23 protein-coding genes and 1 riboswitch are annotated in these 26,546 nt (G+C 73.7%); of the genes, 10 read left to right on the forward strand and 13 right to left on the reverse strand.

Features of this window, described 5'->3' with window-relative positions:
- Positions 1 to 25 precede the first annotated feature (25 nt).
- A complete protein-coding gene (locus IE172_RS14025) occupies positions 26 to 850 on the reverse strand; it encodes a PaaX family transcriptional regulator (RefSeq protein ID WP_190097620.1) in 825 nt (274 codons plus the stop codon).
- Positions 851 to 884: 34 nt separating this feature from the next.
- Positions 885 to 2,495, reverse strand: coding sequence for an AMP-binding protein (locus tag IE172_RS14030; protein WP_190097536.1), 1,611 nt, complete (start codon positions 2,493 to 2,495; stop codon positions 885 to 887).
- A gap of 117 nt (positions 2,496 to 2,612) precedes the next feature.
- Here IE172_RS14030 and IE172_RS14035 point away from each other — a divergent pair, with 117 nt between their 5' ends.
- From IE172_RS14035 to IE172_RS14045, 3 genes are all read left to right on the forward strand, one after another.
- A complete protein-coding gene (locus tag IE172_RS14035) occupies positions 2,613 to 3,740 on the forward strand; it encodes an acyl-CoA dehydrogenase family protein (protein ID WP_190097537.1) in 1,128 nt (375 codons plus the stop codon).
- Entirely contained in the window at positions 3,737 to 4,135 is a 399-nt protein-coding gene (locus IE172_RS14040; RefSeq protein WP_190097538.1) for a RidA family protein, read from the forward strand. The genes IE172_RS14035 and IE172_RS14040 overlap by 4 nt, the downstream gene beginning before the upstream one ends.
- A gap of 190 nt (positions 4,136 to 4,325) precedes the next feature.
- Entirely contained in the window at positions 4,326 to 5,150 is an 825-nt protein-coding gene (locus IE172_RS14045) for an alpha/beta fold hydrolase (RefSeq protein ID WP_190097539.1), read from the forward strand.
- Between the two features lie 69 nt (positions 5,151 to 5,219).
- Here the strand turns inward: IE172_RS14045 and IE172_RS14050 are convergent, their stop codons facing one another.
- Entirely contained in the window at positions 5,220 to 5,414 is a 195-nt protein-coding gene (locus IE172_RS14050; RefSeq protein ID WP_190097540.1) for a DUF5999 family protein, read from the reverse strand.
- A 234-nt stretch (positions 5,415 to 5,648) separates the two neighbouring features.
- On the opposite strand from IE172_RS14050, the gene IE172_RS14055 reads away from it, so the two are divergent.
- The gene (locus IE172_RS14055; RefSeq protein ID WP_190097541.1) at positions 5,649 to 6,092 is read left to right on the forward strand and encodes a DUF6299 family protein; all 444 of its coding nucleotides are present in this window, start codon (positions 5,649 to 5,651) and stop codon (positions 6,090 to 6,092) included.
- A gap of 98 nt (positions 6,093 to 6,190) precedes the next feature.
- The gene (locus IE172_RS14060) at positions 6,191 to 6,952 is read left to right on the forward strand and encodes a hypothetical protein (RefSeq protein ID WP_190097542.1); all 762 of its coding nucleotides are present in this window, start codon (positions 6,191 to 6,193) and stop codon (positions 6,950 to 6,952) included.
- A gap of 26 nt (positions 6,953 to 6,978) precedes the next feature.
- On the opposite strand, the gene IE172_RS14065 is transcribed toward IE172_RS14060, so the two are convergent.
- Positions 6,979 to 8,037 carry a PucR family transcriptional regulator gene (locus IE172_RS14065; RefSeq protein ID WP_190097543.1) on the reverse strand — a complete coding sequence of 353 codons (1,059 nt, stop codon included), beginning with the start codon at positions 8,035 to 8,037 and terminating at the stop codon, positions 6,979 to 6,981.
- A 516-nt stretch (positions 8,038 to 8,553) separates the two neighbouring features.
- Here IE172_RS14065 and IE172_RS14070 point away from each other — a divergent pair.
- The 3 genes from IE172_RS14070 (at position 8,554) to IE172_RS14080 (ending at position 16,663) form a co-directional block, all read left to right on the forward strand.
- Positions 8,554 to 10,599 carry a flotillin family protein gene (locus IE172_RS14070; RefSeq protein WP_190097544.1) on the forward strand — a complete coding sequence of 682 codons (2,046 nt, stop codon included), beginning with the start codon at positions 8,554 to 8,556 and terminating at the stop codon, positions 10,597 to 10,599.
- A gap of 70 nt (positions 10,600 to 10,669) precedes the next feature.
- Complete coding sequence (locus IE172_RS14075; protein ID WP_190097545.1) at positions 10,670 to 15,640, forward strand: DNA repair ATPase; 4,971 nt, start codon at positions 10,670 to 10,672, stop codon at positions 15,638 to 15,640.
- Between the two features lie 228 nt (positions 15,641 to 15,868).
- Positions 15,869 to 16,663: an SGNH/GDSL hydrolase family protein gene (locus tag IE172_RS14080; RefSeq protein ID WP_190097546.1), complete on the forward strand. Its 795-nt coding sequence runs from the start codon at positions 15,869 to 15,871 to the stop codon at positions 16,661 to 16,663.
- On the opposite strand, the gene IE172_RS14085 is transcribed toward IE172_RS14080, so the two are convergent.
- From IE172_RS14085 to IE172_RS14100, 4 genes are read right to left on the reverse strand one after another with little or no spacing between them, the layout of a single operon-like run.
- Positions 16,660 to 17,541 carry an energy-coupling factor ABC transporter ATP-binding protein gene (locus IE172_RS14085; RefSeq protein ID WP_190097547.1) on the reverse strand — a complete coding sequence of 294 codons (882 nt, stop codon included), beginning with the start codon at positions 17,539 to 17,541 and terminating at the stop codon, positions 16,660 to 16,662. The two genes, IE172_RS14080 and IE172_RS14085, sit on opposite strands and share 4 nt — an antisense overlap.
- Positions 17,538 to 18,287 carry a cobalt ECF transporter T component CbiQ gene (cbiQ, locus tag IE172_RS14090; RefSeq protein WP_190097548.1) on the reverse strand — a complete coding sequence of 250 codons (750 nt, stop codon included), beginning with the start codon at positions 18,285 to 18,287 and terminating at the stop codon, positions 17,538 to 17,540. Before cbiQ ends, IE172_RS14085 begins: the two co-directional genes overlap by 4 nt.
- Before the next feature lie 6 nt (positions 18,288 to 18,293).
- A complete protein-coding gene (locus IE172_RS14095; protein ID WP_190097549.1) occupies positions 18,294 to 18,671 on the reverse strand; it encodes an energy-coupling factor ABC transporter substrate-binding protein in 378 nt (125 codons plus the stop codon).
- Complete coding sequence (locus IE172_RS14100; RefSeq protein ID WP_190097550.1) at positions 18,668 to 19,378, reverse strand: energy-coupling factor ABC transporter permease; 711 nt, start codon at positions 19,376 to 19,378, stop codon at positions 18,668 to 18,670. The genes IE172_RS14095 and IE172_RS14100 overlap by 4 nt, the downstream gene beginning before the upstream one ends.
- A gap of 30 nt (positions 19,379 to 19,408) precedes the next feature.
- Positions 19,409 to 19,591, reverse strand: a riboswitch (cobalamin riboswitch).
- Positions 19,592 to 19,728: 137 nt separating this feature from the next.
- Here IE172_RS14100 and IE172_RS14105 point away from each other — a divergent pair.
- The gene (locus IE172_RS14105; RefSeq protein ID WP_190097551.1) at positions 19,729 to 20,067 is read left to right on the forward strand and encodes a PadR family transcriptional regulator; all 339 of its coding nucleotides are present in this window, start codon (positions 19,729 to 19,731) and stop codon (positions 20,065 to 20,067) included.
- The gene (locus IE172_RS14110) at positions 20,064 to 21,002 is read left to right on the forward strand and encodes an HAAS signaling domain-containing protein (protein ID WP_190097552.1); all 939 of its coding nucleotides are present in this window, start codon (positions 20,064 to 20,066) and stop codon (positions 21,000 to 21,002) included. The genes IE172_RS14105 and IE172_RS14110 overlap by 4 nt, the downstream gene beginning before the upstream one ends.
- A gap of 65 nt (positions 21,003 to 21,067) precedes the next feature.
- On the opposite strand, the gene IE172_RS14115 is transcribed toward IE172_RS14110, so the two are convergent.
- From IE172_RS14115 to IE172_RS14135, 5 genes are all read right to left on the reverse strand, one after another.
- Positions 21,068 to 22,570 carry an AMP-binding protein gene (locus tag IE172_RS14115; protein WP_190097553.1) on the reverse strand — a complete coding sequence of 501 codons (1,503 nt, stop codon included), beginning with the start codon at positions 22,568 to 22,570 and terminating at the stop codon, positions 21,068 to 21,070.
- Positions 22,567 to 22,866 carry an acyl carrier protein gene (locus IE172_RS14120; RefSeq protein WP_190097554.1) on the reverse strand — a complete coding sequence of 100 codons (300 nt, stop codon included), beginning with the start codon at positions 22,864 to 22,866 and terminating at the stop codon, positions 22,567 to 22,569. Before IE172_RS14120 ends, IE172_RS14115 begins: the two co-directional genes overlap by 4 nt.
- Positions 22,867 to 22,913: 47 nt before the next feature.
- Positions 22,914 to 23,942 (reverse strand): 3-oxoacyl-ACP synthase III family protein, encoded by a 1,029-nt coding sequence (locus tag IE172_RS14125; protein ID WP_190097555.1) that lies wholly within the window; start codon positions 23,940 to 23,942, stop codon positions 22,914 to 22,916.
- A 31-nt stretch (positions 23,943 to 23,973) separates the two neighbouring features.
- A complete protein-coding gene (locus IE172_RS14130; RefSeq protein WP_190097556.1) occupies positions 23,974 to 25,365 on the reverse strand; it encodes an MFS transporter in 1,392 nt (463 codons plus the stop codon).
- Between the two features lie 152 nt (positions 25,366 to 25,517).
- On the reverse strand, positions 25,518 to 26,453 hold the full coding sequence (locus tag IE172_RS14135) for a helix-turn-helix transcriptional regulator (RefSeq protein ID WP_190097557.1): 936 nt from the start codon (positions 26,451 to 26,453) through the stop codon (positions 25,518 to 25,520).
- Between the last annotated feature and the right edge of the window lie 93 nt (positions 26,454 to 26,546).

A 26,546-nucleotide genomic window follows, 5' to 3' on the forward strand; every position in this document is an offset into this window, starting at 1 on the left:
CCGCGGGGGCGGGGAGAAGCCCGGGTCAGCCGGCCGTCTCCAGGGCCGCGTAGGCCGCTCCCGCGTCACGGAGCCGCTCGTGCAGCGCGCCGAAGACGGCCGCCGAGCGCGTCCCCGGCCAGTCGGCGGGGAGCAGCGCGGCGGGCAGACCGGGATCGGCGTAGGGGAGGTGACGCCAGGAGTCGAGGGCGAGGAGGTAGTCGCGGTAGGCATCCTCCGGCGGGGTGTCCGTGCGCTCCTCCCAGGAGCGCAGCACCGGCGCGTGCCGCCGCAGGAACGCCTCGTGCTGCCCGGCGATGGCCGTCAGGTCCCACCAGCGGGCGACCGCCTGCGAGGTGGGGGCGAAGCCGAGGTGTTCGCCGCGGAAGAGGTCGACGTAGCCGTCCAGACGCAGCCGCTCCAGGGTGTGCCTGGTCTCCTCGTGCAGTCGCGCGGGCGCGATCCACACTCCGGGCGCCGCCGTGCCGAAGCCCAGGCCGGACAGGCGGGAGCGCAGGACGTGCCGCTTCTGCCGCTCGGACTCGGGCACGGAGAACACGGCGAGGACCCAGCCCTCGTCCCCGGGCGGCGCGCCGGCGTAGATGCGCCGGTCGCCGTCCTCCAGCAACTGCCTGGCCTCGTCCGACAGTTCGTAGCCGGCCGCGCCCCGCGTGGTGCGTGCCGGGAGGAGCAGTCCGCGCCGCTTGAGCCGGGACACCGAGGAGCGCACGGACGGGGCGTCCACGCCGACCGCGGCCAGCAGCCGGATCAGCTCGGCGACGGGCACCGGGCCCGGCGCGAAGCGGCCGTACGCGCCGTAGAAGGTGACGATCAGAGACCGTGGAGCATGCTGGTCGGACACGTTGATCATCTTAGGTCGTGCCGGCGGGCGCCGTTCCCCGGCATCAGCGCTGGTCATCTCCCGTACCGTCGGGGGCGCGCAGCCGGAACCGCTGGAGCTTGCCGGTGGCCGTGCGGGGCAGCGCGTCCAGGAACACGATCCGGCGCGGGCACTTGTACGGCGCCAGCTCCGACTTCACGAACGCCCGCAGCGCTTCGGCGTCCCGCCCGGCGCCCTCCCTGAGGACCGTGTATGCCACCACGATCTCGCCGCGCGCCTCGTCGGGCCGCCCCACCACGGCCGCCTCCACGACGTCCGGGTGGCGCAGCAGCGCGTCCTCCACCTCCGGGCCGGCGATGTTGTACCCCGCCGAGATGATCATGTCGTCGGCGCGGGCCACGTACCGGAAGTAGCCGTCCGGGTCGCGGACGTAGGTGTCGCCGGTGATGTTCCAGCCGTCTCGCACGTACTCCCGCTGGCGCGGGTCGGCGAGGTAGCGGCAGCCGACGGGACCGCGCACCGCGAGCAGTCCCGGCTCCCCGTCCGGCACGGGCACGCCGTCCGGGTCCTGCACGCGTGCCTGCCACCCGGGCACCGGGACCCCGGTGGTCCCGGGTCTGATGTGCTCGTCGGCGGCGGAGACGAAGATGTGCAGCAGTTCGGTGGCGCCGATGCCGTTGATGATGCGCAGGCCGGTGCGCTCGTGCCAGGCGTGCCAGGTGGCGGCGGGCAGGTTCTCGCCCGCGGACACACAGCGGCGCAGCGAGGACAGGTCGTGGCCGTCCGTCTCGCCGAGCATCGCGCGGTAGGCGGTGGGCGCCGTGAACAGCACCGACACCCGGTGCTCGGCGACGGCCGCCAACAGCTGGCGCGGATGGGCCTGTTCCAGCAGCAGCGCGCTCGCCCCGGCACGCATCGGGAACACCACGAGCCCGCCGAGGCCGAAGGTGAAGCCGAGCGGCGGACTGCCCGTGAACACGTCGTCCGCCACCGGTTTCAGGACGTGCCGGGAGAAGGTGTCCGCGATCGCCAGCACGTCCCGGTGGACGTGCATGCAGCCCTTGGGGCGTCCGGTGGTGCCGGAGGTGAACGCGATCAGCGCGACGTCGTCCGCGGCGGTCGGCACCGCCTCGTACGGGGTGGCCGGCGCCGGACGGTTCAGCAGGTCGTCGGGGGAGTCGCCGCCGTACGTGGCGATGCGCAGGCCCGGGACCTCGGCCTTGACGAGGTCGTCGACGGACCGCACGTCGCACAGGGCGTGGCCGACCCGGGCGATCCGGCAGATCGTGCCCAGTTCGTGCGGACGCTGCTGGGCGAGCACGGTGACGGCGACCGCGCCCGCCTTCAGCACCGCGAGCCAGCACGCGGCCAGCCACGGCGTGGTGGGACCGCGCAACAGCACCCGGTTGCCGGGCAGGACCCCGAGGTCCCCGCTGAGCAGGTGCGCGAGCCGGTCGACCCGGGCCCGCAGGTCGTCGTACGTCCACGGGGTGCCGTCGGGCGTGCGGAAGACGGGGCGTTCGCCGGGCGGGCCGTGCAGCAGCTCGGCGGCGCAGTTCAGCCGCTCGGGGTAGTTCAGCTCCGGCAGGTCGAAGCGGAGCTCGGGCCACTGCTCCGGTGGCGGGAGGTGGTCGCGGGCGAAGGTGTCGACGTGCGCGGTGGCCCGTGGATTCATGACGGTTCGCCCCCTTGGCGTGGTGGGCTCGCACCAGGAGCGTATCGTGTTGGTGACGGCAGTCAACGGTCCGCGATAACCTCGGGAGGGGCCCGGCGGTGAGGGAAGGGACCGGCGATGACCGCATTCTCGCTCGAACCGGCACAACTCGCCTGGTGCGCGGAGCTGCGCGCACTGGCGGAACACCGGCTGCGACCGCTCGCCGAGAAGGGGGAACCCGGCCGCGTCAACCGCGCCCTGGTCGCCGAACTCGGCACCCTGGGACTGCTCTCCCGCCTGTTCACCTCCGGCGCGCTCGACCTGTGCCTGATGCGCGAGTCCCTCGCCCACGCCTGCACCGAGGCGGAGACCGCGCTCGCCCTCCAGGGCCTGGGCGCCCACCCCGTGCACGCCCACGGCACCCCCGCGCAGCGCGACCGCTGGCTCCCCCGGGTGAGTGACGGCAGCGCGGTCGCGGCGTTCGCGCTCAGCGAGCCGGGCGCCGGATCGGACGCGGCGGCGCTGTCGCTCGCCGCCCGCCCGGACGGCCCGTCCGGCTGGCGGCTCACCGGGGAGAAGTGCTGGATCTCCAACGCCCCCGACGCCGACTTCTGCACCGTCTTCGCCCGCACCACCCCCGGCGCCGGCGCCCGGGGGGTGACCGCCTTCCTCGTCCCCGCCGACCGCCCCGGCCTCACCGGCGGCCGCCTCGACATGCTGTCCCCGCACCCCATCGGCACCCTCCGCTTCGACGCCGTACCGGTGACCGCCGACGACGTCCTCGGCGATCCCGACGGCGGCTTCCGGGTCGCCATGGACACCCTCAACCTGTTCCGGCCCAGCGTCGGCGCCTTCGCCGTCGGCATGGCCCGGGCCGCCCTGGACGCGACCCTCGAGCACACCGCCCGGCGGGACGCGTTCGGCGGCAGGCTGAAGGACCTGCAGTCCGTCGCCCACCAGGTGGCCGAGATGGCCCTGCGCACGGAGGCGGCCCGGCTGATGGTGTACGCGGCGGCCACGGCGTACGACGAAGGCGCCGCCGACGTCCCCCGGCGGGCCGCGATGGCGAAACTGCTGGCCACCGAGACCGCGCAGTACGTCGTCGACCGTGCCGTCCAGCTGCACGGCGCGCGCGCCCTGCAACGCGGGCACCTGCTCGAACACCTCTACCGGGAAGTCCGCGCGCCCCGCATCTACGAGGGGGCGAGCGAGGTGCAACGGGGCATCATCGCCAAGGAGTTGTACAAGACACTGGAGGACCGGTGACCGCCGAGCGCGTCAACCCGCCCGAACTCTCCCCGCCGGCCGGCTTCTCGCACGCGGTCGTCGCCACCGGCTCCCGGCTGGTGTTCCTGGCCGGCCAGACCGCCCTCGACGCGGACGGCAAGGTGGTCGGCGACACCCTGCCCGAGCAGTTCACCCGGGCCCTCGGCAACCTCCTCACCGCCCTGCGCGCCGCCGGCGGCACCCCCGCCGACCTGGCCCGCGTCACCGTGTACGCCACCGACGTCGCCGACTACCGCGCGCACGCCCGCGAGGTCGGCCGCCGCTGGCGGGAGCTGGCCGGCCGCGACTACCCGGCGATGGCGGTCGTCCAGGTGGTCCGTCTGTGGGACGAACGCGCCCTGGTCGAGCTCGACGGCTTCGCCCTGCTGCCCTGACGGGGGACACCCCCCAGGGGGTGTCTGACACATGCCCGCGGCGTCGCGGCGTCCGGCACGCACGCTCGCCGCGTTGCCGGAGCGTCCACGTGGCTCCGCCACGAAGACGCTCCGGCGTCTTGCGATCGCACGCACCGGACGCCGCTCCTTCACCCGCGCTCATGTGTCAGACACCCCCTAGCCTGGCCCCATGCCGGAGATCGAGCTGAGCGCGGGCACCGTCGAGTACGAGGACACCGGAGGGGAGGGGCCGGTCGTCGTGCTGCTGCACGGGCTGGTGCACGACGCGTCGGTCTGGCGGAAGGTCATCGCCGAGATGCGGGACGGCCACCGGCTCCTCGCGCCGACCCTGCCCTACGGATCGCACCGCAGGGCGATGACCCGGCCGCCGACGCCCGACCTGGTCAACGAGCTGATCGCGGAGTTCCTGGAGCGGCTGGACCTCAGGGACGTCACCCTCGTCGAGAGCGACTGCGGACGCGCCCAGACGGTCGCGGCCCGGCACCCCGAACGGCTGGCGCGGCTGGTGCTGATCTCCTGCGAGGCCTTCGACAACTACCCGCCGGGCCTGCCCGGCAAGATGATCGGCGCGGCCTGCCGGATCCCCGGCGGCATCCCGCTCATGGTCCGCGCGCTCGGCTGGAAACCGTTGCGCGGACTGCCGGTCGGCCTCGGCGCGCTCACCAAGCGTCCGGTGCCGGACGAGATCGTCGACCGCTGGCTGCGTCCCCTGCGCACCGACCCGGCGATCCGGCGGGACTTCCGGCACTACGGGACCCACGTCCGGCGCACCGAGCTGCTCGAAGCCGCACAGGGCCTGCGGTACTTCGACCGGCCCGCGCTGGTCGTCTGGGCCGTCGAGGACCGGATGATGCCCCGCGAGCACGGGCGACGGCTGGCCGAACTGCTCCCCAGGGGCCGGCTGGCGGAGATCCGCGACACGCGGACACTGATCGCCGAGGACCGCCCGGAGCGGCTCGCCTCCCTGCTGCGGTGGTTCGTCGCGGAAGGGTGAGCCCCGCCGCGGACGGGCACAGGCCGCGGACGGGCCCGGGCGGCGCAGGGTCTCGGACGGCGCAGGGTCTCAGGCGGCGGCCGCGAGGCGGTCGGCTGACGTCCGGTGCGGGGCGACGACCCGGCCGTCGGGCAGCAGTTCACCGGTGTCGTCGAAGACGATCACACCGTCGCACAACAGGCTCCAGCCCTGCTCGGGGTGGGCGGCCACCACGTGCGGGTCGGAGGACTCGGTCCGCGGGCAGGAAGACTGGTGGGCACACATGGCGCACCTCCACATCGGTGGAACGGTCCGAACGGGTCGTACCCACAGACCATGCTCCCGCCCGGGGCCCACCGGAACGGTCCGCCGGGGAACGTGACAGCTCCCGGACATTCCCGGGACGGTTCCCCGACGGCCGGTACCGCCCGGCCACCGAAGGGTGACGCCGAGTGGCCGGCGGCCCGCGCGCCGGGTACTGCTGGAGAGCCCCATTCCGCACGTCCCCGGAGGTTCCCCATGCCCGTACGAACCCTTCTCGGCGCGGCGGCCGGTGCCGCGCTCCTGCTGCTCGGGACCGCGGCGGCAGCGCCTTCGACCGCCGCCGCGGCCGCCCCCGGGGAGTCCGTGACGGTGGACGCGCGGGGACGGATCGCCGACGACGGCACGATCACCCTCTCCGGCACCTACCGCTGCCTCGCCGCCGGCGGAACGGTCTTCATCGCCTCCTCGGTCAGCCGCACCGCCGAGGACACCGTCCGCCACGGCATCGGCGGCAGCTACGCCGTGTGCGACGGGAAGAAGCACCCATGGAAGAACACCGGCCGCGTGTCCGGCGACAAGCTGAAGGCCGGACCGGCACACGTCCGCGCCACGGTCATGGAACTGCGGCCCAGCGGCATCCTCCTGCTGCCCGTGCCCCACGCCGTCGGGGAGCGGAACATCACCCTGGCCCGGGACTGACCGGCCCCGCGCACTGCCGGGAGCCGGAAACGCGACCGCTCCGCCGCTGCCGCGCGCGGGCATGGACCGGCACCCGGCCGGTTCGTCACGCTGGGCCCATGCTCGCCCTCCGCCACACGCTGGTGCTCGCCCCCGTACCGGGCCCCTGGCTCGTCGACACCCTCGCCGTCCTCCTGGACGTGGCGGAGGGCACCCGCGCGGAAGCGGGGAGGCTACTGCTGCCGGACGGGCGCGAGGTGCCGGACGCGCGCCTCGCCGAGGGGCGCCATCTGCGCCCCGGAGCCGTCTACGAGGGCACGCAGGAGGAGACGGCGGACACGGTACGGATCACCGTGGAGGAGTGGAACCGCCGGCGGACGCTGCGGCTCGCGGCGGCCGTGGAGGCCCCCGACGGTGCCTTCACGGTGCGGGGCGCGCTGCACCGCCCGGACCGCCCGCGCCGGTTCGAAGCCGAGGGGAGCGCCCGGACGGCGGACGCGTGGCCGGCGCTGTCCCGGGTGCGGGGCCGGGTACGGCTGCTGTGCGGCGACTGGTGGGCGGCCGGCGCGGGCCGGACCGTGCGCACCGCGCCGCTGCGGGCGAGCGTGGAGTGCGGCGCCGCCCGGGCGGAGCTGCTGGCCGTACCGCGACCCCACGGCACCGACGGCGCCTGGGCGGTGACGGTCACCGTACGCGTCCGGGGCCGGCGTCTGTTCCGCCCGGTGGCAGCCGTCGCCCTCCGTCTGGGCCGGCGGCGGCTGCGCCGGTTCCTGGCCGACGCCCTGGACGGTTTCGCCGAGCGGTGGAACACCGAGGTCCCGGCCCTGGTGGCGATGGGGCCCGACGACGTGCGCCGGGAGGTCCTGGCGGCCGGCCGGTAGGCGCGGGCCCGGCGACGCCCGCCGGCTCACAGGGCGCCGCCCGGCCAGTCCAGCAGGCGCGCCCCGATCACCGCCGTCTGGAGCATGTAACGGTGCGCCGGATCCGAGGGGTTGGCGCCGGTGAGCTTGTGGATGCGCTCCAGGCGGTAGGTCAGCGCCCGCACGCTCAGGGAGAGCTGCCGCGCCGCCTCCGCGGCGACGCAGCCGGAGTCGAAGTAGGCGGTGAGCGTGTCGAGCAGGGGCTCGGCACCGCCGCGGGCCGTGGTCAGCGGGCCGAGGGTGTTGTGGACCAGGTCGGCCATGGCCTGCCGGTCGCGGGCCAGTACCGGATAGACGAGCAGGTCGGAGGCGCGCAGCACCGGGTCGTCCATGCCGAGCCGCTCGGCGATCTCCAGGAAGCTCAGCGCCTCCTCGTACGACTGCACGACCCCGCCGGGGCCGGACTGCGGGCGGCCGATGGCGACCTGCCCGCCGTCGGTGGCGGCGTGCGCCTGCTTCGCGAAGTGGGTGAGCACCTCGCCCTGGTGTCCGGGCGCGATGCACAGCAGCCGGCCGTCCTTGGTGGTGAGCAGGATGCTGCGGTCACCGAAGCGCCCTATCAGGGCGCGTTCCACCTGCCGCGGCACCGGGTCGCCGTCGTCGTAGGCGGCCGGCCCCCGCGCGACGGCGACCGCGTGTTCGTGGGACAGCCGCAGACCGAAGCGCTCCGCGCGTTCCGCGAGCCGGCCCAGATCACTGCGTCCGTACAGCAGGTCGTCGATGAACTCCCGGCGTGCCGCCTCCTCCTGACGTACCGCCAGCCGCTGTGCCCGCTCGAAGCCCTCGGCGAACGCGTCCACGACCTGCTGGACCGCCGCGAGCGCGTCCTCGGCCGAGTCCGCGGCGCGCGGCCACGCCCCGCGGGCGGCCGACAGATGGGCGCTGACGAGCGAGCGCAGTCCGAACCCGGCCTCCGCCGCCCGTTCCCCCAGGGCCCGGCGTGAGGCGATCTCGTCCCGGGTGAGACGCCTGCCCGTGGACGCCACCTCGACGAGGATCTGGGCACAGCCGTCCAGATACTCCTCCGGAATCTCTCGTTCCGCCACGTGGGCCCCCCAAGTCTTAACGCGTCCCTGATGCGTTCATGTTGACGCACCGGCATGCAGACCCTAATGAACCTTGCCGGAATCCGGCAATGCGGGGACGCGCCTCCACCGGTCATCATGGTCCGCGGGGAGCACTACGGAAGGTTCCGGTGCCGGACACCGGCAGGCGTCTCGCGCCGGAACCGCGGTGAGCGCTGTCCGGCGATGTCGAGTGCCGAACGGGAGGGGGCGGAGATGAACACCCACACGGGCCCCGCCCCCCGTTTCGTACGGCCGCTGCACCACCCCCGCCCGGACGAACCCGGGCCGTCCCGGTCCCCGCGCGGGCGCGGTGCGGACCGGGACGGGGCATCGCGCGCGCTGCGCCGGGCAGCGGACGGCACCCGTCCGCGCGCCGTGCAGAACCGCAGCGCCGGCTGAACCGTCCTCCTCTCCACCGGACCTTCACCCGCCTCGCCAACGAGGCCTCTTCCCACCTGACTTCTGTCGATTTTTCAGCCCAGAAGGACGTGTCCCATGGATGCCGCCACCGTGGGCATCGCCGTACTCGCCGGCGTCGCCCTGTTGCTCGTGCTCATCGGTCTGCTGCTCGTCACCAAGCTGTTCCGCAAGGTGGAACAGGGCAAGGCGCTGATCGTCTCCAAGGTCCGCAGGGTGGACGTGACGTTCACCGGGTCGGTCGTGCTGCCGGTGCTGCACAAGGCCGAGGTGATGGACATCTCGGTGAAGACCATCGAGATCACCCGGGCGGGCAAGGAAGGCCTGATCTGCCGGGACAACATCCGCGCGGACATCCGCATCACGTTCTTCGTCAAGGTCAACAAGACCGTCGAGGACGTCATCAAGGTCGCCCAGGCCGTCGGCACCGCGCGGGCCAGCGACCGCAACACCCTCCAGGAGCTGTTCCACGCGAAGTTCTCCGAGGCGCTGAAGACCGTCGGCAAGCAGATGGACTTCACCGACCTCTACACCAAGCGCGAGGAACTGCGGTACCGCATCATCGAGGTCATCGGGGTCGACCTCAGCGGCTACCACCTCGAGGACGCCGCGATCGACTACCTGGAGCAGACGCCGCTGTCGCAGCTCGACCCGGGCAACGTCCTCGACGCGCAGGGCATCCGCAAGATCACCGAGCTGACGGCCGTGGAGCACGTCCGCACCAACGAGGCGCAGCGCAACGAGCAGAAGGAGATCACCCGGCAGGACGTCGACGCGCGCGAGGCGATCCTGGAGCTGGAGCGCCGCCAGGCCGACGCCGAGATCAAGCAGCGGCGGGAGATCGAGACGGTCCGGGCCCGCGAGGAGGCGGAGACCGCCCGGGTGGTGGAGGAGGAGCGGCTGCGCGCGCAGAGCGCCTTCCTGCGCACGGAGGAACAGCTCGGCGTGCAGCGCGAGAACCAGGCCCGTGAGGTCGCCGTCGCCGCCAAGAACCGCGAGCGGGTCATCGCCGTCGAGAGCGAGCGCATCGAGAAGGACCGCCTCCTCGAGGTCATCGCCCGGGAGCGGGAGACCCAGCTGACCAGGATCGCCGCGGACAAGGAGGTCGAGGCGGAGAAGCGGGAGATCGCCGAGGTCGTCCGCGAGCGGGTCGCGGTGGACCGCACGGTCGCCGAGCAGGAGGAGTCCATCAAGAAGCTGCGCGCCGTCGAGGAGGCGGAGCGGCAGCGCCAGGCGGTCGTCATCGCCGCGGAGGCCGAGGCCCAGGAGAAGCTGGTCAAGGACATCAAGGCCGCGGAGGCCGCCGAACAGGCCGCCACCCACCGCGCCGCGGAGGAACTCACCCTCGCCGAGGCCCGGTTGAAGACGGCCGACCTGGACGCACAGGCCAAGCTGCGCCTCGCCGAGGGCGTCCAGGCGGAGGCCGCGGCCGAAGGACTGGCCGCCGTGCGGGTCCGCGACAAGGAGGCCGAGGTCATCGAGAAGGCCGGCCGCGCCGAGGCCGGGGCCACCGAGGCCCGGATGCGCGCCGAGGCCGAGGGCGCCCGGGCCAAGGCCCTCGCCGACGCGGAGGCCATCAGCGGCAAGCTCCGCGCGGAGGCGGCCGGCCTCACCGAGAAGGCGACGGCGATGGCCGCACTCGACGAGGCGTCCCGCGGCCACGAGGAGTACCGGCTGCGGCTGGAGGCGGAGAAGGACGTCCGGCTCGCCGGACTGGACGTCCAGCGGCAGGTCGCCGAGGCGCAGGCGACGGTCCTGGCGACCGGACTGGAGAACGCGGACATCAGCATCGTCGGCGGGGAGTCGGTGTTCCTCGACCGGCTGGTGTCCTCCATCGCGCTCGGCAAGAGCGTGGACGGCTTCGTACGCGGCTCCGATACCGCGCAGGCGCTCGCCGGACCCTGGCTGGACGGCTCCGCGAGCTTCACCGACGACCTGAGCCGCGTCCTCGGCTCCGTCTCCACCGCCGACATACAGAACCTCACGGTCTCGGCCCTGCTGATGCGCCTGATGCAGCAGGGCGGCGAGAACACCGGCCGGTTCGAGGAACTGATCGCCAAAGCGGGTGAGCTGGGCCTCTCGGACACACCGCTGGCCGCACTGAACGGCCGCGCCGGGGCCTGACCACCACCGGGCCGGGAGCCGCCGCACAGGGGACGGCGGCTCCCGGCCCCTCCCTTCCCGAGAGGCAGCCATGACCAGCAGCACCCACGCGTCCGCCGACCGTCACCACGCCCCCGGCGCGGACGCCCCCGCGACGGACGCCACCACGGCCCCCGCGACGGTCGACGGCGGCGCCTACCAGGTACTGCGTGACCGCCTCACCGCACAGGCCGGCGAACTCGCCCGCCGCGCCGAGGCGCTGAACCACCGGCGCGCCGAGGAGTTCGGCGCCCCCGAACTCCGCCTCACCGGCACCGGTCGGCTGCACACCGAAGGGGCCGCCGTCCCCCGCGACATCGTCGCCGTCGGCGACGTGCTCCTCTTCGGCTACGAGGCGCGGCCCCGGCCCGACCGGGACACGGCGGTCGGCGACGTCCTCGCCCCGCACGACCGCGACCTCAACCGCCTGCCCGACGACGCCGTGCCCGGACTGCTCGACGACCCGGCGTTCGTCCGCGAGTTCGCCGCCCTGCACCGCTACTACCGCCAGGCACGCCTGCTGCGGCTGCGCCGCGTCACCGGCAAGCTGCTCGCCGTCTTCCAGACCGGGGAGAAGCCCGGCGACATCCGCGTCCTGCGCTGGACGGTCGCCGAGGACGGCCGCGCCGCGTTCCTCGACGCCCGCGGCGACCGCGACCACGCGCTCACCGAACCCGACGGCGTCGACTGGACGCCCAGCACCCGCGAGGACCACGTCCTCGGCCGTCACCCGCACGTCTCCGTCCGGGGCGAGGTCTTCGTCGACACCCTCGGCGGCACCCTCACCGTCAAGACCGACAACGACACCGGCACCCCCGGCGGCATCCACTCCGAGCCGGTCGACGAGCCCTTGCAGTCCCTCGCCGACGCCGAGATCTCCCACGCCCGCGTCGGCCCCCTGATCCTGCTGCGGATCCTCCCCTACAAGGAGACCGCGCACCGCCACCTCGTCTTCAACACCCTCACCCGCACCGTCGTCCGCCTCGACGGCATCGGACAGGGCTGCCGCCGGCTGCCCGAGGACCAGGGCATCGTGTTCCCCGGCGGCTACTGCCTCGCCGCCGGCACCCACAAGACGTACGAACTCGACACCGACGGGCTCCGGTTCGAACGCGAGGTGCGCTCGCCGCACGGCGAGGACGTGCTGTACGCCTTCCACGCCCCCGGACGCGGACGCGGCCTGCTGCTGTCCTACAACCAGATCCGCGAGGCCGTCGCCACCCCGATGGCCTGCCACGGCTGGGCCCTCTTCGACGACGGACACCTCGTCCTGCTGCGCCCCGAGGGCGACGAACCCGCCCGCGTCCACCCCGTCCAGCTCTGGGACTCGCCCTACGCCTCCGACACCTTCGCCGCCGCGCGGCCCGCCGGCGACGGGCCCCTGGCCCGGGTCGGCAACGCCGACCTCGTACGCGGCATCTCCGACTGCCTGTCGCTGGCCCGCTCCGCCGCCGAGACCACCCCGACGGCGGAGATCTACACCACCCTGGCGGCCGCCTGCGTCCGCGCCCTGGACACCCACCACTGGCTCGGCGACCCGGAGACCGGCGACCTGCGCACCCCGCTGGACGAGGTGCGCGCCACCGCCGAGCAGGTCCTCGCCGAGTTCGAGACCGTACGCGACCTGACCCGCAGGGCCGCCGAGGCGCTCGACGAGGCGGCGGACCGGATCGCCTCGGTGGTGCGCAGGCTGCGCGGGGAGCAGCCCCGCGAGGCCGCCGCCTGGGTCACCGGTCTCACCGAACTCCGCAACGCCCAGGGTCACTTGCTGACCCTGAAGGACATGCGGTACGCGGACCGCGCCCGCATCGACGCCCTGGCCGAGGAGGCCGCGAGCGACCTCGCCTCCTTCGGGCAGCGCGCGATCGCCTTCCTGGCCCGCGAGGACGCCTTCGCCGCCCACCACACCGACCTGGAACGACTGCACGCCGACATCGAGTCGGTCACCACCACCGCCGGGGCCGCCCCCCTCGCCGCCCGCCTCGACGAACTGGCCGACGGACTGCGCACGGTGACCGAGGTGGTCGCCGGACTCGACATCACCGACGCCACCGTCCGCACGGCCGTCCTGGAACGGGTCGCCGAGGCCCTCGGCGGCGTCAACCGCGCCCGCGCCACCCTCGAAGGCCGCCGCCGCGGCCTCCTCGAAGGGGAGGCGCGCGCCGGGTTCGCCGCCGAACTCGCCCTGCTCGGCCAGAGCGTGACCGGCGCCCTCGCCGCCGCCGACGACCCCGGGAGCTGCGACGACCAGCTGACCGGCGTCCTGACCCAGTTGGAGGCACTGGAGTCCCGGTTCGCGGAGTTCGACGACGTGCTCGGCGAACTCGCCGCCCGGCGCACCGACATCTACGAGGCGTTCTCCGCCCGCAAGCAGAGCCTCACCGACGCCCGCGCCCGCCGCGCCGAACAGCTCGCCTCCGCCGCCGGGCGCGTCCTGGAGACCATCGCCCGCCGGTCCGCGGCGCTCGCCGACACCGACGCGGTGAGCACCTGGTTCGCCTCCGACCCGCTCGTCGCCAAGGTCCGCCGCACCGCGGACGACCTGCGCGCCCTCGGCGACCGGGTACGGGCCGAGGAACTCGAGGGCCGGCTGCGCTCCGCCCACGAGGAGGCCGCCCGCGCCCTGCGCGACCGCACCGACCTCTACGCGGACGGCGGGCGCGCCATCCGCCTCGGCGGCCACCGCTTCGCCGTCTCCACCCAGCCCTTCGACCTCACCGTCGTCCCGCACGGTGACGGCCTCGCCGTCGCCCTCACCGGTACCGACTACCGCGCCCCCGTCACCGACCCGGCCCTCCTCGCCGACCGCCCCCTGTGGAACCGGCACCTGCCGTCGGAGTCGCCCGAGGTCTGCCGCGCCGAACACCTCGCCGCCCGCCTGCTGCACGAGCAGGGACCCGACGCCCTCACCGGCGCCGACGACCTCGCCGCCCTGGTGCGTGCCGCCGCCGAGGCGGCGTACGACGAGGGCTACGAACGGGGCGTCCACGACCACGACGCGACCCTGCTCCTCACCGCCCTGCTGCCCCTGTACGAGGGCGCCGGAACCCTGCGCCACGCCCCGGCGGCCCGCGCCCACGCCCTGCTGTACTGGGCACACGGCACCACCGACCGGGAGCGCGAGGACCTCACCCGCCGGGCCCGCTCTCTGGCCCGGGTCCGCGACGCCTTCGGCCCGCCGCCCGCGCTCGACGCCCTGCGGAGCGAACTCGCCGGCGCCCTGCGGGACTGGGACCCGGACGCCACGGCCCGGCCCGAGGCCTGCGCCGCGTACCTGTTCGACGAACTGACCACCGGACCCGACGGCTTCGTCATCAGCACCCGCACCCGCACCCTCCTCGACAAGTTCCGCCGCACGGTCGCCGGCGACGCCTACGACGAGGACCTGCCCGCCCTGCGCGACCTGACCGCCTGCCGCCAGCTCGTCGAGGCATGGCTGAGCGCCTACACCGCCGCCACCGGCGACCGGGTCGCGCCGGGCGACCTCGCGGAGGCCGTGGCCGCCGAGCTGTGCCCCGGCCCGCCCCGCCACGAGTCGGACGCGCCGCTCACCGTCACGGTGGAGGGACTGGTCGCCACCCACCCCCGGATCACCGACCGCCGCCTCACCCTCCGTCTCGACGAGTTCCTCGCCCGCACCGAGGAGTTCCGCGCACACGGGGTCCCCGCCTTCCGCGCCTTCCAGCGCCGCCGCACCGCCCTGGTGACCGCCGAGCGCGCCCGGCTGCGCCTGGACGACCACCGGCCGCGCGTGATGGCGTCGTTCGTCCGCAACCGGCTGGTCGACGAGGTCTACCTGCCGCTGGTCGGCGACAGCCTCGCCAAGCAGCTCGGCACCACGGGCGAGTCCGCCCGCACCGGCACCGGCGGACTGCTGCTGCTCGTCTCCCCGCCCGGCTACGGCAAGACGACCCTGATGGAGTACGTCGCCCACCGCCTCGGCCTGGTCCTGGTCCGGATCAGCGGTCCGGCGCTCGGCCACGCGGTCACCTCGCTGGACCCGGCCGAGGCACCGAACGCCACCGCCCGCCAGGAGGTCGAGAAGATCAACTTCGCGCTGGCCGCGGGCAGCAACACCCTCCTCTACCTGGACGACATCCAGCACACCTCGCCCGAACTGCTGCAGAAGTTCATCCCGCTGTGCGACGCCACCCGCCGGATCGAGGGCGTGTGGGAGGGCGAGCCGCGCACCTACGACCTGCGCGGCAAGCGGTTCGCCGTCTGCATGTCCGGCAACCCCTACACCGAGTCCGGCGAGGTCTTCCGCGTCCCGGACATGCTGGCCAACCGGGCCGACGTGTGGAATCTCGGTGACGTCCTCACCGGCAAGGAGGACGTCTTCGCGCTCAGCTTCGTGGAGAACGCCCTCACCGCCAACGCGGTGCTCGCCCCGCTCGCCGGACGCGACCGCGCCGACCTGGACCTGCTGATCCGCCTCGCCGGCAACGACCCCACGGCCCGCCCCGACCGGCTCACCCACGCGTACGCGCCCACCGAACTCGACGCGATCCTGGCCGTGCTGCGGCACCTGCTCACCGCCCGCCGTACGGTCCTCGCGGTCAACGCCGCCTACATCGCCTCCGCCGCGCAGTCCGACGACGCGCGTACCGAGCCGCCGTTCCGCCTCCAGGGCTCCTACCGCAACATGAACAAGATCGCCCAGCGGATCCAGCCGGTCATGAACGACACCGAGCTGGCCGCCGTCGTCGACGACCACTACACCGCCGAGGCCCAGACCCTCACCGCCGGCGCCGAGGCGAGCCTGCTCAAGCTCGCCGGTCTGCGCGGCACACTCACCCCCGAACAAGGCGCGCGCTGGGACGAGTTGAAGGCCGCGCACGTCCGCACCGTCACCCTGGGCGGCTCCGGCGAGGACGCGCTGGCCCGCGCGGTGGCCGCCCTCGCCCTCCTCGGTGACCGCATCGCCGCCGTCGAGTCGGCCATCACCCGCGCCGCCGGCCCGCGAAGCCGCCCGGCCGGCCCGTCGCGGCCCGCGGAAACGGTTCCGGCCGACGGCGTCTGAGCCGCGTCGCGGGGGCGCGGCGCGGCACCGGGGAACGCCCCGAAATTCGCCGCCCGGACGGTGATCCGGGGGTTTATCTACGCGCGGAGCCGGTTCGGCGAAATCAGTATTCGGGTCATTCCGGAAGACTTCCTGCGCGGGAGTTACTGAGCGGTATCGAAGCCTGCTACAACCCTTCTTGCTTCCTCAACTACTCCTGTGCGTTTCGTTCGTGAAGGGCGGAAACACGTGTCAACGCGTTCCCTCGGAGCAACTCTCGCCACCCTCATCCTGGGTGCCGCGACCGTACTCGGCCTGGCGCAACCCGCCGCGGCCGCCGGCCACAACTACGTGGCGCTCGGCGATTCCTATTCCTCCGGTGTGGGCGCCGGGAGCTACACGTCCGAGAGCGGTGACTGCAAGCGCAGCACCGCTGCCTACCCCCAGCTGTGGAAGAACGCCAACGCCCCGGCGTCGTTCAAGTTCGTCGCCTGCTCGGGCGCGACGACGACGAGCGTGGCCGGCACCCAGCTGAGCGCGCTGTCCTCCTCCACCACCCTCGTCAGCGTCACCGCGGGCGGCAACGACGTCGGCTTCGCGGACGTCATGCAGACCTGCGTGCTGCAGAGCGAGGCGACCTGCGTCTCCCGGGTCAACACCGCGGTCTCGCAGATGCAGAGCAGCCTCCCGGGCAAGCTCGACTCGCTGTACTCCGGCATCCGCTCGCGTTCTCCGCAGGCGCGCGTGGTGGTCCTCGGATACCCGCGCTTCTACAAGCTGTCGGGCAGTTGCATCGCCGGCCTCACCGAGACCGAGCGCGGCGCGATCAACGACGCCGCCAACGTGCTGAACGGGGTGATCGCCAAGCGGGCGGCCAACTCCGGGTTCGCCTACTCCAGCGTGGTGGACGAGTTCACCGGACACGAGCTCTGCTCGGGCGACGCGTGGCTGCACAGCGTGACCTTCCCGATCGGCAACTCCTACCACCCGAAGGCCGTCGGCCAGTCGAGCGGATACCTGCCCGCCTTCCGCTCGGCCGTCTAGGACGGGCCCCCGGCCCCGGGTCCGCCCCGCGGGCGGCCGGAGGCCGGGAGGGCGGCCAGGGCCGCCAGCTCCTGTGGGGTGCGGGGACCGGCGGCCGCGTCGGCCGTCAGTCCCCGCGCCCGCAGGAACAGCCCGGCCGCCACACCCCACGGCAGCCGCAGACCGGCGGCGCGCAGCAGGTCCGTACGGGCCAGCAGTTCCGCGACGGGGCCGCGGCCGACCCCCGCCGGGGTCAGCAGGGCCGCGTCGTCGGCCCAGCGCAGGGCGAGATCCACGTCGTGGGTGGCCATCACCACGGTGGTGCCGCCCTCGCGCAGCCCGTCCAGGGTGGCGAGCAGACGCTCCTGGCCGTCCGGGTCGAGGCCGGCCGTCGGCTCGTCCAGGATCAGGACGCGGGGCCGCATGGCGACCGCGCCCGCGATCGCCGTCCGCTTGCGCTGCCCGTAGGAGAGCAGGTGCGTGGGCCGGTCGGCGAGGGCCGTGATGTCCAGCGCGGCCAGCGCCTGAGTCACCCGGTCGCGTACCTGCGCGTCGGACAGGCCGAGGTTCAGCGGCCCGAACGACACGTCCTGCCCGACCGAGGCGGCGAACAACTGGTCGTCGGGATCCTGCACCACCAGCTGCACGGTGGTGCGCAGTGCCGTCAGACCCTTCCGGTCGTAGCGCACCGGCCGGCCCCCGACGGTCAACTCGCCGCCGGTCGGGCGCAGTCCGCCGCTCAGCAGCCGCATCAGTGTCGTCTTGCCGCTGCCGTTGCGTCCCAGCAGGGCCAGCGCCCGGCCCTCGCGCACCTCGAAGTCGAGGCCGCCGAGCACGGGCGGGCCGTCCTCGTAGGCGAACGACGCGTCCCGCAGCGCCACCAGCACGGACTCGCTCACGAGAAGGACCTTTCCAGTACGAGGGTGAGGGCGGCCAGCGCCGCCAGGAGCGCCACGCTCAGCGCCGTGAACCGCACGGAGACCCGGGCCTCGGGCACCAGCACGCGCAGGGTGCCGTCGTAGCCGCGCCCGGCGAGTCCGGACTGCAGCCGTGCCGCCCGGTCGAAGGACCGCACGAACGCCGTCGCCCCGAGCCCGCCCAGGGAGCGCCACGTCGCCGCCCGGGTGGTGTGCCCGAGGCGCGCCGCCTGCGCCTGGCGGACCCGCCGTACGGAGTCGAGCAGCAGGAAGCTCATCCGGTACGTCACCAGCGCCACGTCCACGAGCGGCGCGGGCACGCCCGCCCGCACCAGGCGCGGCAGCAGATCCGACAGGGGAGTGGTGAACGCGAACAGCAGCACCCCGAGGGACGCCGCCGACGTGCGCAGCAGCAACTCCGCGGCGCGCAGCGGCCCGTCGTCGGCCGGTGACACCAAGCCGCCCGGTCCGCCCACCCGCACCAGCAGGGTGAGCGCCCCGGTGACGCAGAAGCCCAGCGGCACCCGGTACGCCCGCCACAGCCGGCGCCCCGGCACCCCCGCCGGGCCGAGCAGCACCGCGAGCGCGGTCACCAGGACCAGGGCCGCGCCCGGCCAGGGCGGCAGCGAGACGGCCAGCACGGTGAGGCCGAGCCCCAGCACGGCCTTGTCCAGGGGATGGCGGCGGCGCCAGCGACTGCTGTGCGCCGCCGCGTCGATCGGCAGCACCGGCCGTCAGACCGTCCGCTCGGGGACGGCCCCGTCCCCGTCCCCGGGGCCGGCTCCCGCGCCCGGCCCGGCCTGCTCCCGCGCCCGGTCCTCGCCCTGCCGCCGCCCGCGCCGCAGTCCGAAGTAGTAGGCGAGGACACCCGCGCCGATCGCCGCCTGGAGGGCGAACAGCGCCGACTCGACCTCACCGGACGGCGGTTCGTACAAGGGGGAGAACCACGGCTCGTAGTCCGGGTCGATCTCGGTGATCGCCGTCTCCGCCTCGGCGTCCGCTCCGGTGAACGGCTCCTCCTTGTGGTCGCCGAGCCCGAGCACCAGCGGCAGCGCCGCGAGCGCGGCCACCAGGAGCAGCAGCACCGTGTTGATCCTCGCGTCGCGGCTCACGGGGTCACCGCCCCGGACGGCTTCGCCGGCTTCCGCCCGGCCACCGACGTCACCAGCACTCCCAGCCGGGTCAGTTCGCCCCGGCTGGACTGCACCAGCATGCGCATCACCAGCACGGTCAGCAGGCCCTCGCTGACCGCGAGCGGGATCTGCGTCAGCGCGAAGACGGCACCGAACTTGGCCAGGGCGCCGGTGAATCCGCTGCCCGGGTCGGGGAAGGCGAGCGCCAGCTGCACGCTCGTCACGCAGTACGTCGACAGGTCGGCGGCGAACGCGCCGAAGAACACCGCGGCCATCAGCGGCACGCCCGAGCGGCGCAGCAGCCGGTAGAGGCCGTACCCGGCCCACGGGCCGACGACGGCCATCGAGAAGACGTTGGCGCCGAGCGTGGTCAGCCCGCCGTGGGCGAGCAGCAGCGCCTGGAACAGCAGGGTGATGGTGCCCAGCACCGCCATGACCGGCGGCCGGAACAGGATCGCGCCGAGTCCCGTGCCGGTGGGGTGGGAGCAGCTTCCCGTCACCGACGGAAGTTTCAGCGCGGACAGGACGAAGGTGAACGCTCCCGAGGCGCCCAGCAGCAGCGTGCTCTCGGGGTGTTCCCTCACTTCACGGATGAGCGACCGGGCTCCGTGGACGACGAACGGCGCCGACGCGGCGCCCCAGGCGACCGCGTGCACCGGTGGCAGAAAACCCTCGGCTATGTGCATGGCTCAGCAGACCCTCTCCAGCACCTCGTGGATGGTTGACGCGCCTTGGCCGGTCTCCTGGCTGACGGGTACCACCGCCCGTGCTCCGCCTTCCCGGGTCCCGAAGGACCCAGTGGCTGCCCGTGAGGGCCGGAGCCGGACTTCCCGATCACAGTGGCGAGGGCCGCACCGGTATCGCACCGATTTCCCGTCACCAAGGCGTGGCGACAGTAGTGCCCGTCCCGGTCCGGTGACAAGCGGCCACCGGGAGCGCGCGGACAGTGAGACGTCCACCCGGGAACCCCCGGAGGGGAACATCCACATTGTTCGGGGGGTGACATTAGTGTGCGGCACACAGTATCGTGTGGGTTGTGTCCGTAGAAGAACTGACCCTGAGCCAGGCGCAGGAACTGCGCCGCGGGACGGTGGTGCTCGCCTGTCTGGCGCTGCTCCGGAAACCGCAGTACGGCTATGCGCTCCTGGAGACGCTCGACGACGCGGGGGTCACCGTCGACGGAAACACGCTGTACCCACTGCTGCGGCGCCTGGAGAAACAAGGGCTGCTGACCAGCGAGTGGAACACCGACGAGTCCCGGCCCCGCAAGTTCTACCGCGTCAGCCCCGACGGATCCCGCGTCCGGGAGGGCCTGGTGCGTGAATGGCAGGACCTTGTCGCTTCGATCTCACGACTCACCAAGGAGAACGAATGAGTACGGGGGTGCTCACCGAGCGCTACGTCCACGAGGTCGTCCGGCGGCTTCCGGCGGACCAGCGTGACGACGTGGCCCAAGAGCTCCGCGCCACCATCGCCGACACCATCGACGGCCGGGGTGGCGACGACCACCAGGCGGCCGAACGGGAGGTGCTCGGCGAACTGGGGGACCCGGTGCGGTACGCGGCCCAGTACACCGAACGGCCGCTGGTCCTGATCGGCCCCGACCTGTACCCGGCCTACGTACGGGTGTTGACCACCCTGGTGGCCGGCGTGCTGCCGGTCCTCTCCCTCGGGCTCGCCCTGCTGGAGGTGGCCGACGGCGGCGGCCTCGGCGACGCCGTGCGCGTCGGCGCCGGCACGCTGATAGGCGTCGGCGCCCAGCTGGTCGCCGCGATCACGGTGGTGTTCGCGGTGAACGAGCGGATCAGGTATCGCCGCGGCACCACGGGCGACCGCTGGACGCCGGACGAACTGCCCGACGTCCCGCAGCAGGACAAGGGCGGTGTCGCGGCCCTGGCCGCCGTGGCGTGGAACGTGCTGCTGTTCGCCCTGATCGTCTGGCAGCACACCGCCGAGCCGTACCGGGCGGACGACGGGGAGCACCTGGAGGTGCTGAACCCGGACCTGTGGTCGGGCTGGCTCTGGCCGGTCCTGGCCGGTCTCGCCGGTCTCGCGGTGGTCGGGGTGGCACGGGTGGCCGGGCAGGGCTGGACCGTCCGGCTGGCCGGCTGGTACGCGCTCGCCCACGCGGTGTTCACGCTGCCGCTGGCCTGGGTGCTGTACCGGCAGGAGCTGTTCAACCCCGACTTCCTCGCCGACGCCACGACCCTCTGGGAGTCGCAGGAATCGGTCTACGGCGGGGCGGCGCTCATCGTGCTCGCCATCGGCGTCACCTCGGTGGCCAAGGCGTACCGCACGGCGCTGCGCTGACCGCGGGGAACGAACGGAAGGGGGGCTGCCCGGTCACGACCGGGCAGCCCTCCTTCGGGCTCGGCTCACGCCGTGCTCAGCCCGGCCCGGATCCGGTTGCGGTCGACCTTCCCCGTCGACGTCCTCGGCAACGGCTCGGACACCATCTCGAACACGCTCGGCACGGCCGCCCGCACCGACCGCTCCGCACAGTACTGACGCAGGGCCAGGACACCGACGGAGCCGGGCGCGACCGGCCGCACGGTCGCGTGCAGACGGTGGCCGGCGACCGGGTCGGGGAGCGCGACGACGGCCGCCTCGGCGACGGCCGGGTGCTCCAGCAGGACGCTCTCGACGTGCTGGGTGCTGACCTGGGTGCCGCGCACCTTGACCATGTGGTCGGTGCGCCCGAGCACGCTCAGCGAACCGTCCTCGTGCCACCGGACGATGTCGCCGCTGCGGTAGTACACCACCCCGGGCACGCCGTCGCGGTGCGGGGCGAACTTCGGGCCGCCGGGCACGTTGACGTAACCCGTGGTCTGGAACGGCGTGCTGACGAGCAGTTCCCCCTGGCCGGGACCGGCCAGGGCGCGCCCGTCGTCCCCGGTGACCAGCCAGCGGACGCCCGGCAGCGGGCGGCCGATCGGCAGCGGGGCGGTGACCGGTCCGCCGCGGTCCACCTCGTGCAGGAAGCTGTTGTTCGTCTCGGTGCAGCCGTAGTTGTTGAACCAGCGGGCGCTCGGGAACACCGGGGGCAGACCCGCCAGCACCCGGGCCGGCATCGCCTCCCCGGCGAAGACCAGGTGCCGCGCGGTGGTCAGAGGGCCCGCCTCCGCCGCGGCCCGCGAGAGCAGCTCGAACAGCAGGGGAACGCCCTGGATCAGCGTGACGCGGTGGCCGGTGACCAGGCCGTGCAGATAGCGCGCCGAGGTGCCCCGCTCGGGGTCGGCCAGCACCACCGTCCCGCCGTGCGCGAGGGTGCTCCACACGTCCAGCAGGCACAGGTCGAAGTTGAGCGGCGCGTAGTTGAGGACCGTGGCGCCCGGCCCGAGCGGGAAGGTGTCCGCCGCCCACGCGGTGAACCGGGCCACCGCCCCCTGGGACAGCGGCACGATCTTCGGCAGGCCCGTCGAACCGGACGTGGTCAGCAGGAAGCCGGTGTCGCCGTCGGCGACCTCGGCGGGCGGGCGCGGGTCCCCGCTGCCGTCGCCCGGAGCGGCCGCGGACGGGTCGACCACGACGTCCACCAGCGGATCGCCGGCCAGCCCGAGGACCACCGCGCATCCGGCCTGCCCGTACAGCTCCTTGAGCGGCAGGTCGGGCAGTTCGTGGGAGGGCAGCAGGAAGCCGCGGCCTGCCATCAGACAGCCCAGGACGAGGGCCACCGCCTCCGGCGACTTCCGCAGCCGCAGGCCCACCGGGCGGCCGGTCTGCGGCGCGGCGGCCTCCACCTGGGCGCGGGCCCGGCAGGCCATGGCGTGCAGCTCCCCGTACGTGGTGGTCCGGTCCTCCCAGACGAGCGCGGGGGCGGACGGCCGCTCGGCGGCCCGGGCGGTGAACGCCGCGGCGAGGGGCGCGGGGGCGGTCATGAGCGCCCCGTCCCGGCCACCGCCCGCCCGGCGGTGGCCCGGATGGCGCGCACGGTGCGGAAGTTGCGTCCGACGAGTTCCTCGTCGGGCAGGTCGACACCGTGCTCGTCCGTCAGCCAGGCCGCGATGTGCAGGACCGCGAGGCTGTCGATCACCGCGGTGGCGAGCAGGTCGTACTCCGGGTCGAGATCGGTGGCGTCGAGACCGGGAAGGAAGCGCTCGACGAGGAAGCCGGCGATGTCCGCCTCGGAGGGGGCGGGAGGCATCACCGGCGCGGACGGCGGATCGGCGGCCATGTTTCGGTACGTCCTTTCGCAGGTGCTGACGTGCTGGGCGCGCCGGCTCACACTTCGACGAGCGTGCAGAACCAGTGCATCCCGGGGGACGCGACGCCGGTGAGGGCCACCAGGTCCCCGAGGGCCAGTTCGCCGGCCTCGATGTGCCGCCAGAGGCAGACCAGTTGGTCGGCGCAGCCCATGTGGCCCAGGGAGCGGGCCAGTTCGGCGTTGGTACGGGTGAGGGGCATGCCGACGGCGTCGGCGACCGCCCGGAACGTCTGCTGGTTGTCGTTGATGTGGATCAGCCGGGTCAGTTCGGACCGGTCCCGTCCCGCGCGGGCCAGGGCCTCGTCGACGACGTCCGCGATCCGCCCCGTGGTTTCCTTCAGGAACGCCTGGAAGCGCTCCGGGTCCCGGTCGAAGTGCCGGTAGACGGAGGCCATCGGGCTGACGTCCTTCAGTCCGCTTCCCGGCGGCGGCAGCGGCACGGCGGCTCCGCCGTACTCGATGCGGAACAGGTCCGCGTACTCCGGGTTGGTGAACTGCGCCGAGGACAGCCGGCGCAGCCGCGGGTGCCCGCGGCGGACGACGGCGGCGACGGCTCCGTCGCTGGCGACGCAGCCGTTGAAGTCCATCCGGTTGCCGTGCGCCTCGCTCATCACGTTGACCAGGACGACCAGCGCGGTCTCGACGCCGGGGGACAGGGCCATCGCGCCGGCGGCGTGGTCCAGGGCGGGTGCCCACGCCGCGCAGGCCTGCGTGAACAGCGTGGTGGGCGTGGAGTGCGCGCCCAGGGCGCGCGCCACGGCCGCCGAGGGGTCCCAGCCCAGGTAGTCCGGCACGTCGGAGTTGCCGACGACGATCAGGTCGAGGTCGGCGGCGGTGACGTCGGCGTTCTCCAGGGCCTCCCGCGCGGCCCCGGCGGCCAGGTCGACCGCGGTGACGCCGGGTGCGGCGCGGTGGTAGGTCCGGTAGCCGAGGGCCGTGACCGCCTCGGGATCGGGAACGTAGTCGGCCGCCGTCGCCGCCACGTCGAGTCGCTCGCCGAAGGCCATGCCCGTGGCGACGATGCCCAACTCCGGTGACGTGCCCATGCGTGCTTCCTTCCCTGCCGGCGCGGGTGGATCAGCCCGTCCGGTCCTTCGACGATCGGATCAGAACGGCGCCGTCCGCGGTTCCCTCCCCGGGTCCGGCGTCATCGGTGGAGAGCTCCTGGACCTCCTCCAGCGGAATGTCCAGGAGGGCGAGGCGGCGCCGGCCCAGGTGCAGGGTGAGCGCCAGGACGGCCATGGCGGCGGCCAGGATCAGCACGGCCGACTCCACGCCCAGCGAGTCGGCGAGTACACCGGCCACCAGCGGTCCGGTCCACTGCACCGCCTGGAAGCCGAACTGCCCGGTGGCGGCGACCCGTCCCAGGTACGCGTCCGGCACCAGCCGGACCTCGTAGGACTCGGTGACCACGTTCATCGGGATCATGCTCGTCATGCCGACCATCATCACCAGGCCGATCTGCCAGGGCCGGGGCGCGACCGCGACCGCGGCGAAGGAGGCGGTGAACAGCCAGGCGGACAGCAGCAGTACGCGCCGGGCGCCGATCCGCCGCATCAGCCACGGACCCAGCACGGCTCCGATCACGCCGCCGGCCACCGCCAGCGAGGTCACCGCGCCGATGGTGGTCGGTCCGCCGCCCCGGTGCGTCACCATGACCACGAAGAGCAGGGTGAAGCCCTGCGCCACCGCGTTGAGCACGGCGCCCCAGGCGAGCGTGAACACCAGGTAGTCGCTGCGCCGGATCATGCGCAGCCCGTCCTTGACGTCCGCGGCCAGGCCCGGCCGGCGCTCCCCGTCGTCCTGCCGGTCCGGGCCCAGCGGGCGGCGGATGAGGAAGGAGCTGATGGTGATGAACAGGAACGATATGGCGTCGAACAGGAACGGCACCCAGCGCGCCATCGAGTACAGCAGGCCGCCCAGGGGGGCGCCGAGGAGCTGGGCCAGCATGTCGCGGCCCATGCCCTGCGCGGTGGCGTCGGCGATCCGCTCCTTCGGCACGAGCCGGCGCAGCACCGGTGACGTCACGCCGGACCGCAGTCCGGCCGCGAGTCCGCTGACCAGCGCCATCGCGTCGAGTCCCAGGACCGAGGGGTCGCCCCGGTACACCAGCCAGGCGACGACGCCCATGGACAGCGCCTCGACCAGTGCGGCCAGGCCCAGCAGGAGGCGCCGCGACACCCGGTCCGACAGGGCACCGCCGAGCACCAGCGTGGCGAGCCGGCCCAGCATGTGCAGCACCGTGATGGTGCCCGCCTGGGCCGCCGACCCGGTCACGTGCAGCATGAGCAGGGGGAAGGCCAGTGTGGAGACGCTGTTGCCGAGCGCCGACAGGCCCTCGCCGGACCACCAGATGGCGTAGTCGCGATCGCGCCACAACGACGGCGGCTTCCCGCCCCGTTCGGTGTCCCCGCCGGCCTGCCCGGAGTCTTCGGTCTGTTCGGCGTCCTCGGGACGTGACCGCACCATCGTCGTCCGTTCCCCGTCCGTTCGCGCGTTCGCTGGTCCGGGCCGGTGCCGCGGATCTCCGACCTGCATGCTGGTCGAAGCGGCACCGGCCGGGCCAGGCAGCGCACCGGCAATTACGGGGGAGGAAATGTTGCCGCCGCCTCCGGCAGCCGTCAGATCCAGCCGCGTTTGGCCGCCTGGTACCCCGCCTCGAACCTGCTGGCCGCCTTCAGCCGTACGCACAGTTCGGCGACGATCCTGCGCACCGTGCGCAGCGAGACGCCCAGCCGCCGGCGGATCGCCTCGTCGTTGAGGCCGCGTGCCATCAGGCGCAGCAGTTCCTTCTCGCGGGGGCTGAGCCCGTGTTCGTCGAGGCCCGGCCCGCTGGAGCCGAGCGGTACCGCGTGCTCCCAGCACCGTTCGAACAGGGAGATCAGTGCCTCGACGACCCCCGGCACGGTGATCTGCACGACCTTGTGCCACGGGTCGCGCGGGTCGGTGGGCAGCAGCGCCAGGGAGCGGTCGACGAGGAGCAGGTGCACGGGCAGCGACGGAACGGTGCGCACCTGGCAGTCCGGTTCGGCCTCCCACACGGCGCGCAGGGCGAGGCGGGTGTCACCGCGGATGCTGTCCGTGGTGACCGCCCGGTTCGCCACACCACGGGCCAGGACCTTCCGGTGGGTCTCCTGAGCGGGTTCCAGCCAGCTCGCCGAGGCGGGTCCGTCCGGCAGGAGGGCCAGCCACTCGGTGGCCGCGTCGCACGACAGCTCGTGCAGCCGGTCGGTGACGGCCGCCTGGCCGCTGACGTACTCGAAACCGGGCTCCCGGCCGCCGGGCCGCGCTTCGGCGTACCGGTCGATGAGGGTCGTGACGGCGGCCCGGTCCTCCTCGAACTCCCGCAGCCGCTCCTCGATCCCGGACATCTGACGCAGCAACAGGGCTTTGAGGCCGAGGCGGGGATCCACCAGCTCGCCGAAATCCTCACCGGTCGGCCGCAGCAGGTCCAGTTCCGCCAGCCGCTCCAGCGCCGTGCGCACGTCCTCGGCCGGAACGCCCAGGTGGGCGGCGAGTTCGTCCGCTTCGCGGCATCGTCCCGTGATGAGCTGCATGTACACCCTTTGGGTGGTTCGATCCAGTCCTAACCTCTGCAGCATGGAGTCACAACCCCGCGTCCCCGTCATCCGCCAACTCCTCGGCCGCCG

This window comes from Streptomyces griseoflavus (genome assembly GCF_014649995.1).
GTDB lineage: Bacteria > Actinomycetota > Actinomycetes > Streptomycetales > Streptomycetaceae > Streptomyces > Streptomyces griseoflavus.

Excerpts from the sequence above, each read along its gene's own strand:
- IE172_RS14050 (WP_190097540.1), bottom strand. The coding sequence starts at position 5,414 with ATGTGTGCCCACCAGTCTTCCTGCCCGCGGACCGAGTCCTCCGACCCG.
- IE172_RS14100 (WP_190097550.1), bottom strand. The coding sequence starts at position 19,378 with ATGCACATAGCCGAGGGTTTTCTGCCACCGGTGCACGCGGTCGCCTGG.
- IE172_RS14120 (WP_190097554.1), bottom strand. The coding sequence starts at position 22,866 with ATGGCCGCCGATCCGCCGTCCGCGCCGGTGATGCCTCCCGCCCCCTCC.
- IE172_RS14075 (WP_190097545.1), top strand. The coding sequence starts at position 10,670 with ATGACCAGCAGCACCCACGCGTCCGCCGACCGTCACCACGCCCCCGGC.
- IE172_RS14060 (WP_190097542.1), top strand. The coding sequence starts at position 6,191 with ATGCTCGCCCTCCGCCACACGCTGGTGCTCGCCCCCGTACCGGGCCCC.
- IE172_RS14025 (WP_190097620.1), bottom strand. The coding sequence starts at position 850 with ATGATCAACGTGTCCGACCAGCATGCTCCACGGTCTCTGATCGTCACC.
- IE172_RS14115 (WP_190097553.1), bottom strand. The coding sequence starts at position 22,570 with ATGACCGCCCCCGCGCCCCTCGCCGCGGCGTTCACCGCCCGGGCCGCC.
- IE172_RS14070 (WP_190097544.1), top strand. The coding sequence starts at position 8,554 with ATGGATGCCGCCACCGTGGGCATCGCCGTACTCGCCGGCGTCGCCCTG.
- IE172_RS14035 (WP_190097537.1), top strand. The coding sequence starts at position 2,613 with ATGACCGCATTCTCGCTCGAACCGGCACAACTCGCCTGGTGCGCGGAG.
- IE172_RS14030 (WP_190097536.1), bottom strand. The coding sequence starts at position 2,495 with ATGAATCCACGGGCCACCGCGCACGTCGACACCTTCGCCCGCGACCAC.
- IE172_RS14130 (WP_190097556.1), bottom strand. The coding sequence starts at position 25,365 with ATGGTGCGGTCACGTCCCGAGGACGCCGAACAGACCGAAGACTCCGGG.
- IE172_RS14110 (WP_190097552.1), top strand. The coding sequence starts at position 20,064 with ATGAGTACGGGGGTGCTCACCGAGCGCTACGTCCACGAGGTCGTCCGG.
- IE172_RS14055 (WP_190097541.1), top strand. The coding sequence starts at position 5,649 with ATGCCCGTACGAACCCTTCTCGGCGCGGCGGCCGGTGCCGCGCTCCTG.
- IE172_RS14135 (WP_190097557.1), bottom strand. The coding sequence starts at position 26,453 with ATGCAGCTCATCACGGGACGATGCCGCGAAGCGGACGAACTCGCCGCC.
- IE172_RS14045 (WP_190097539.1), top strand. The coding sequence starts at position 4,326 with ATGCCGGAGATCGAGCTGAGCGCGGGCACCGTCGAGTACGAGGACACC.
- IE172_RS14125 (WP_190097555.1), bottom strand. The coding sequence starts at position 23,942 with ATGGGCACGTCACCGGAGTTGGGCATCGTCGCCACGGGCATGGCCTTC.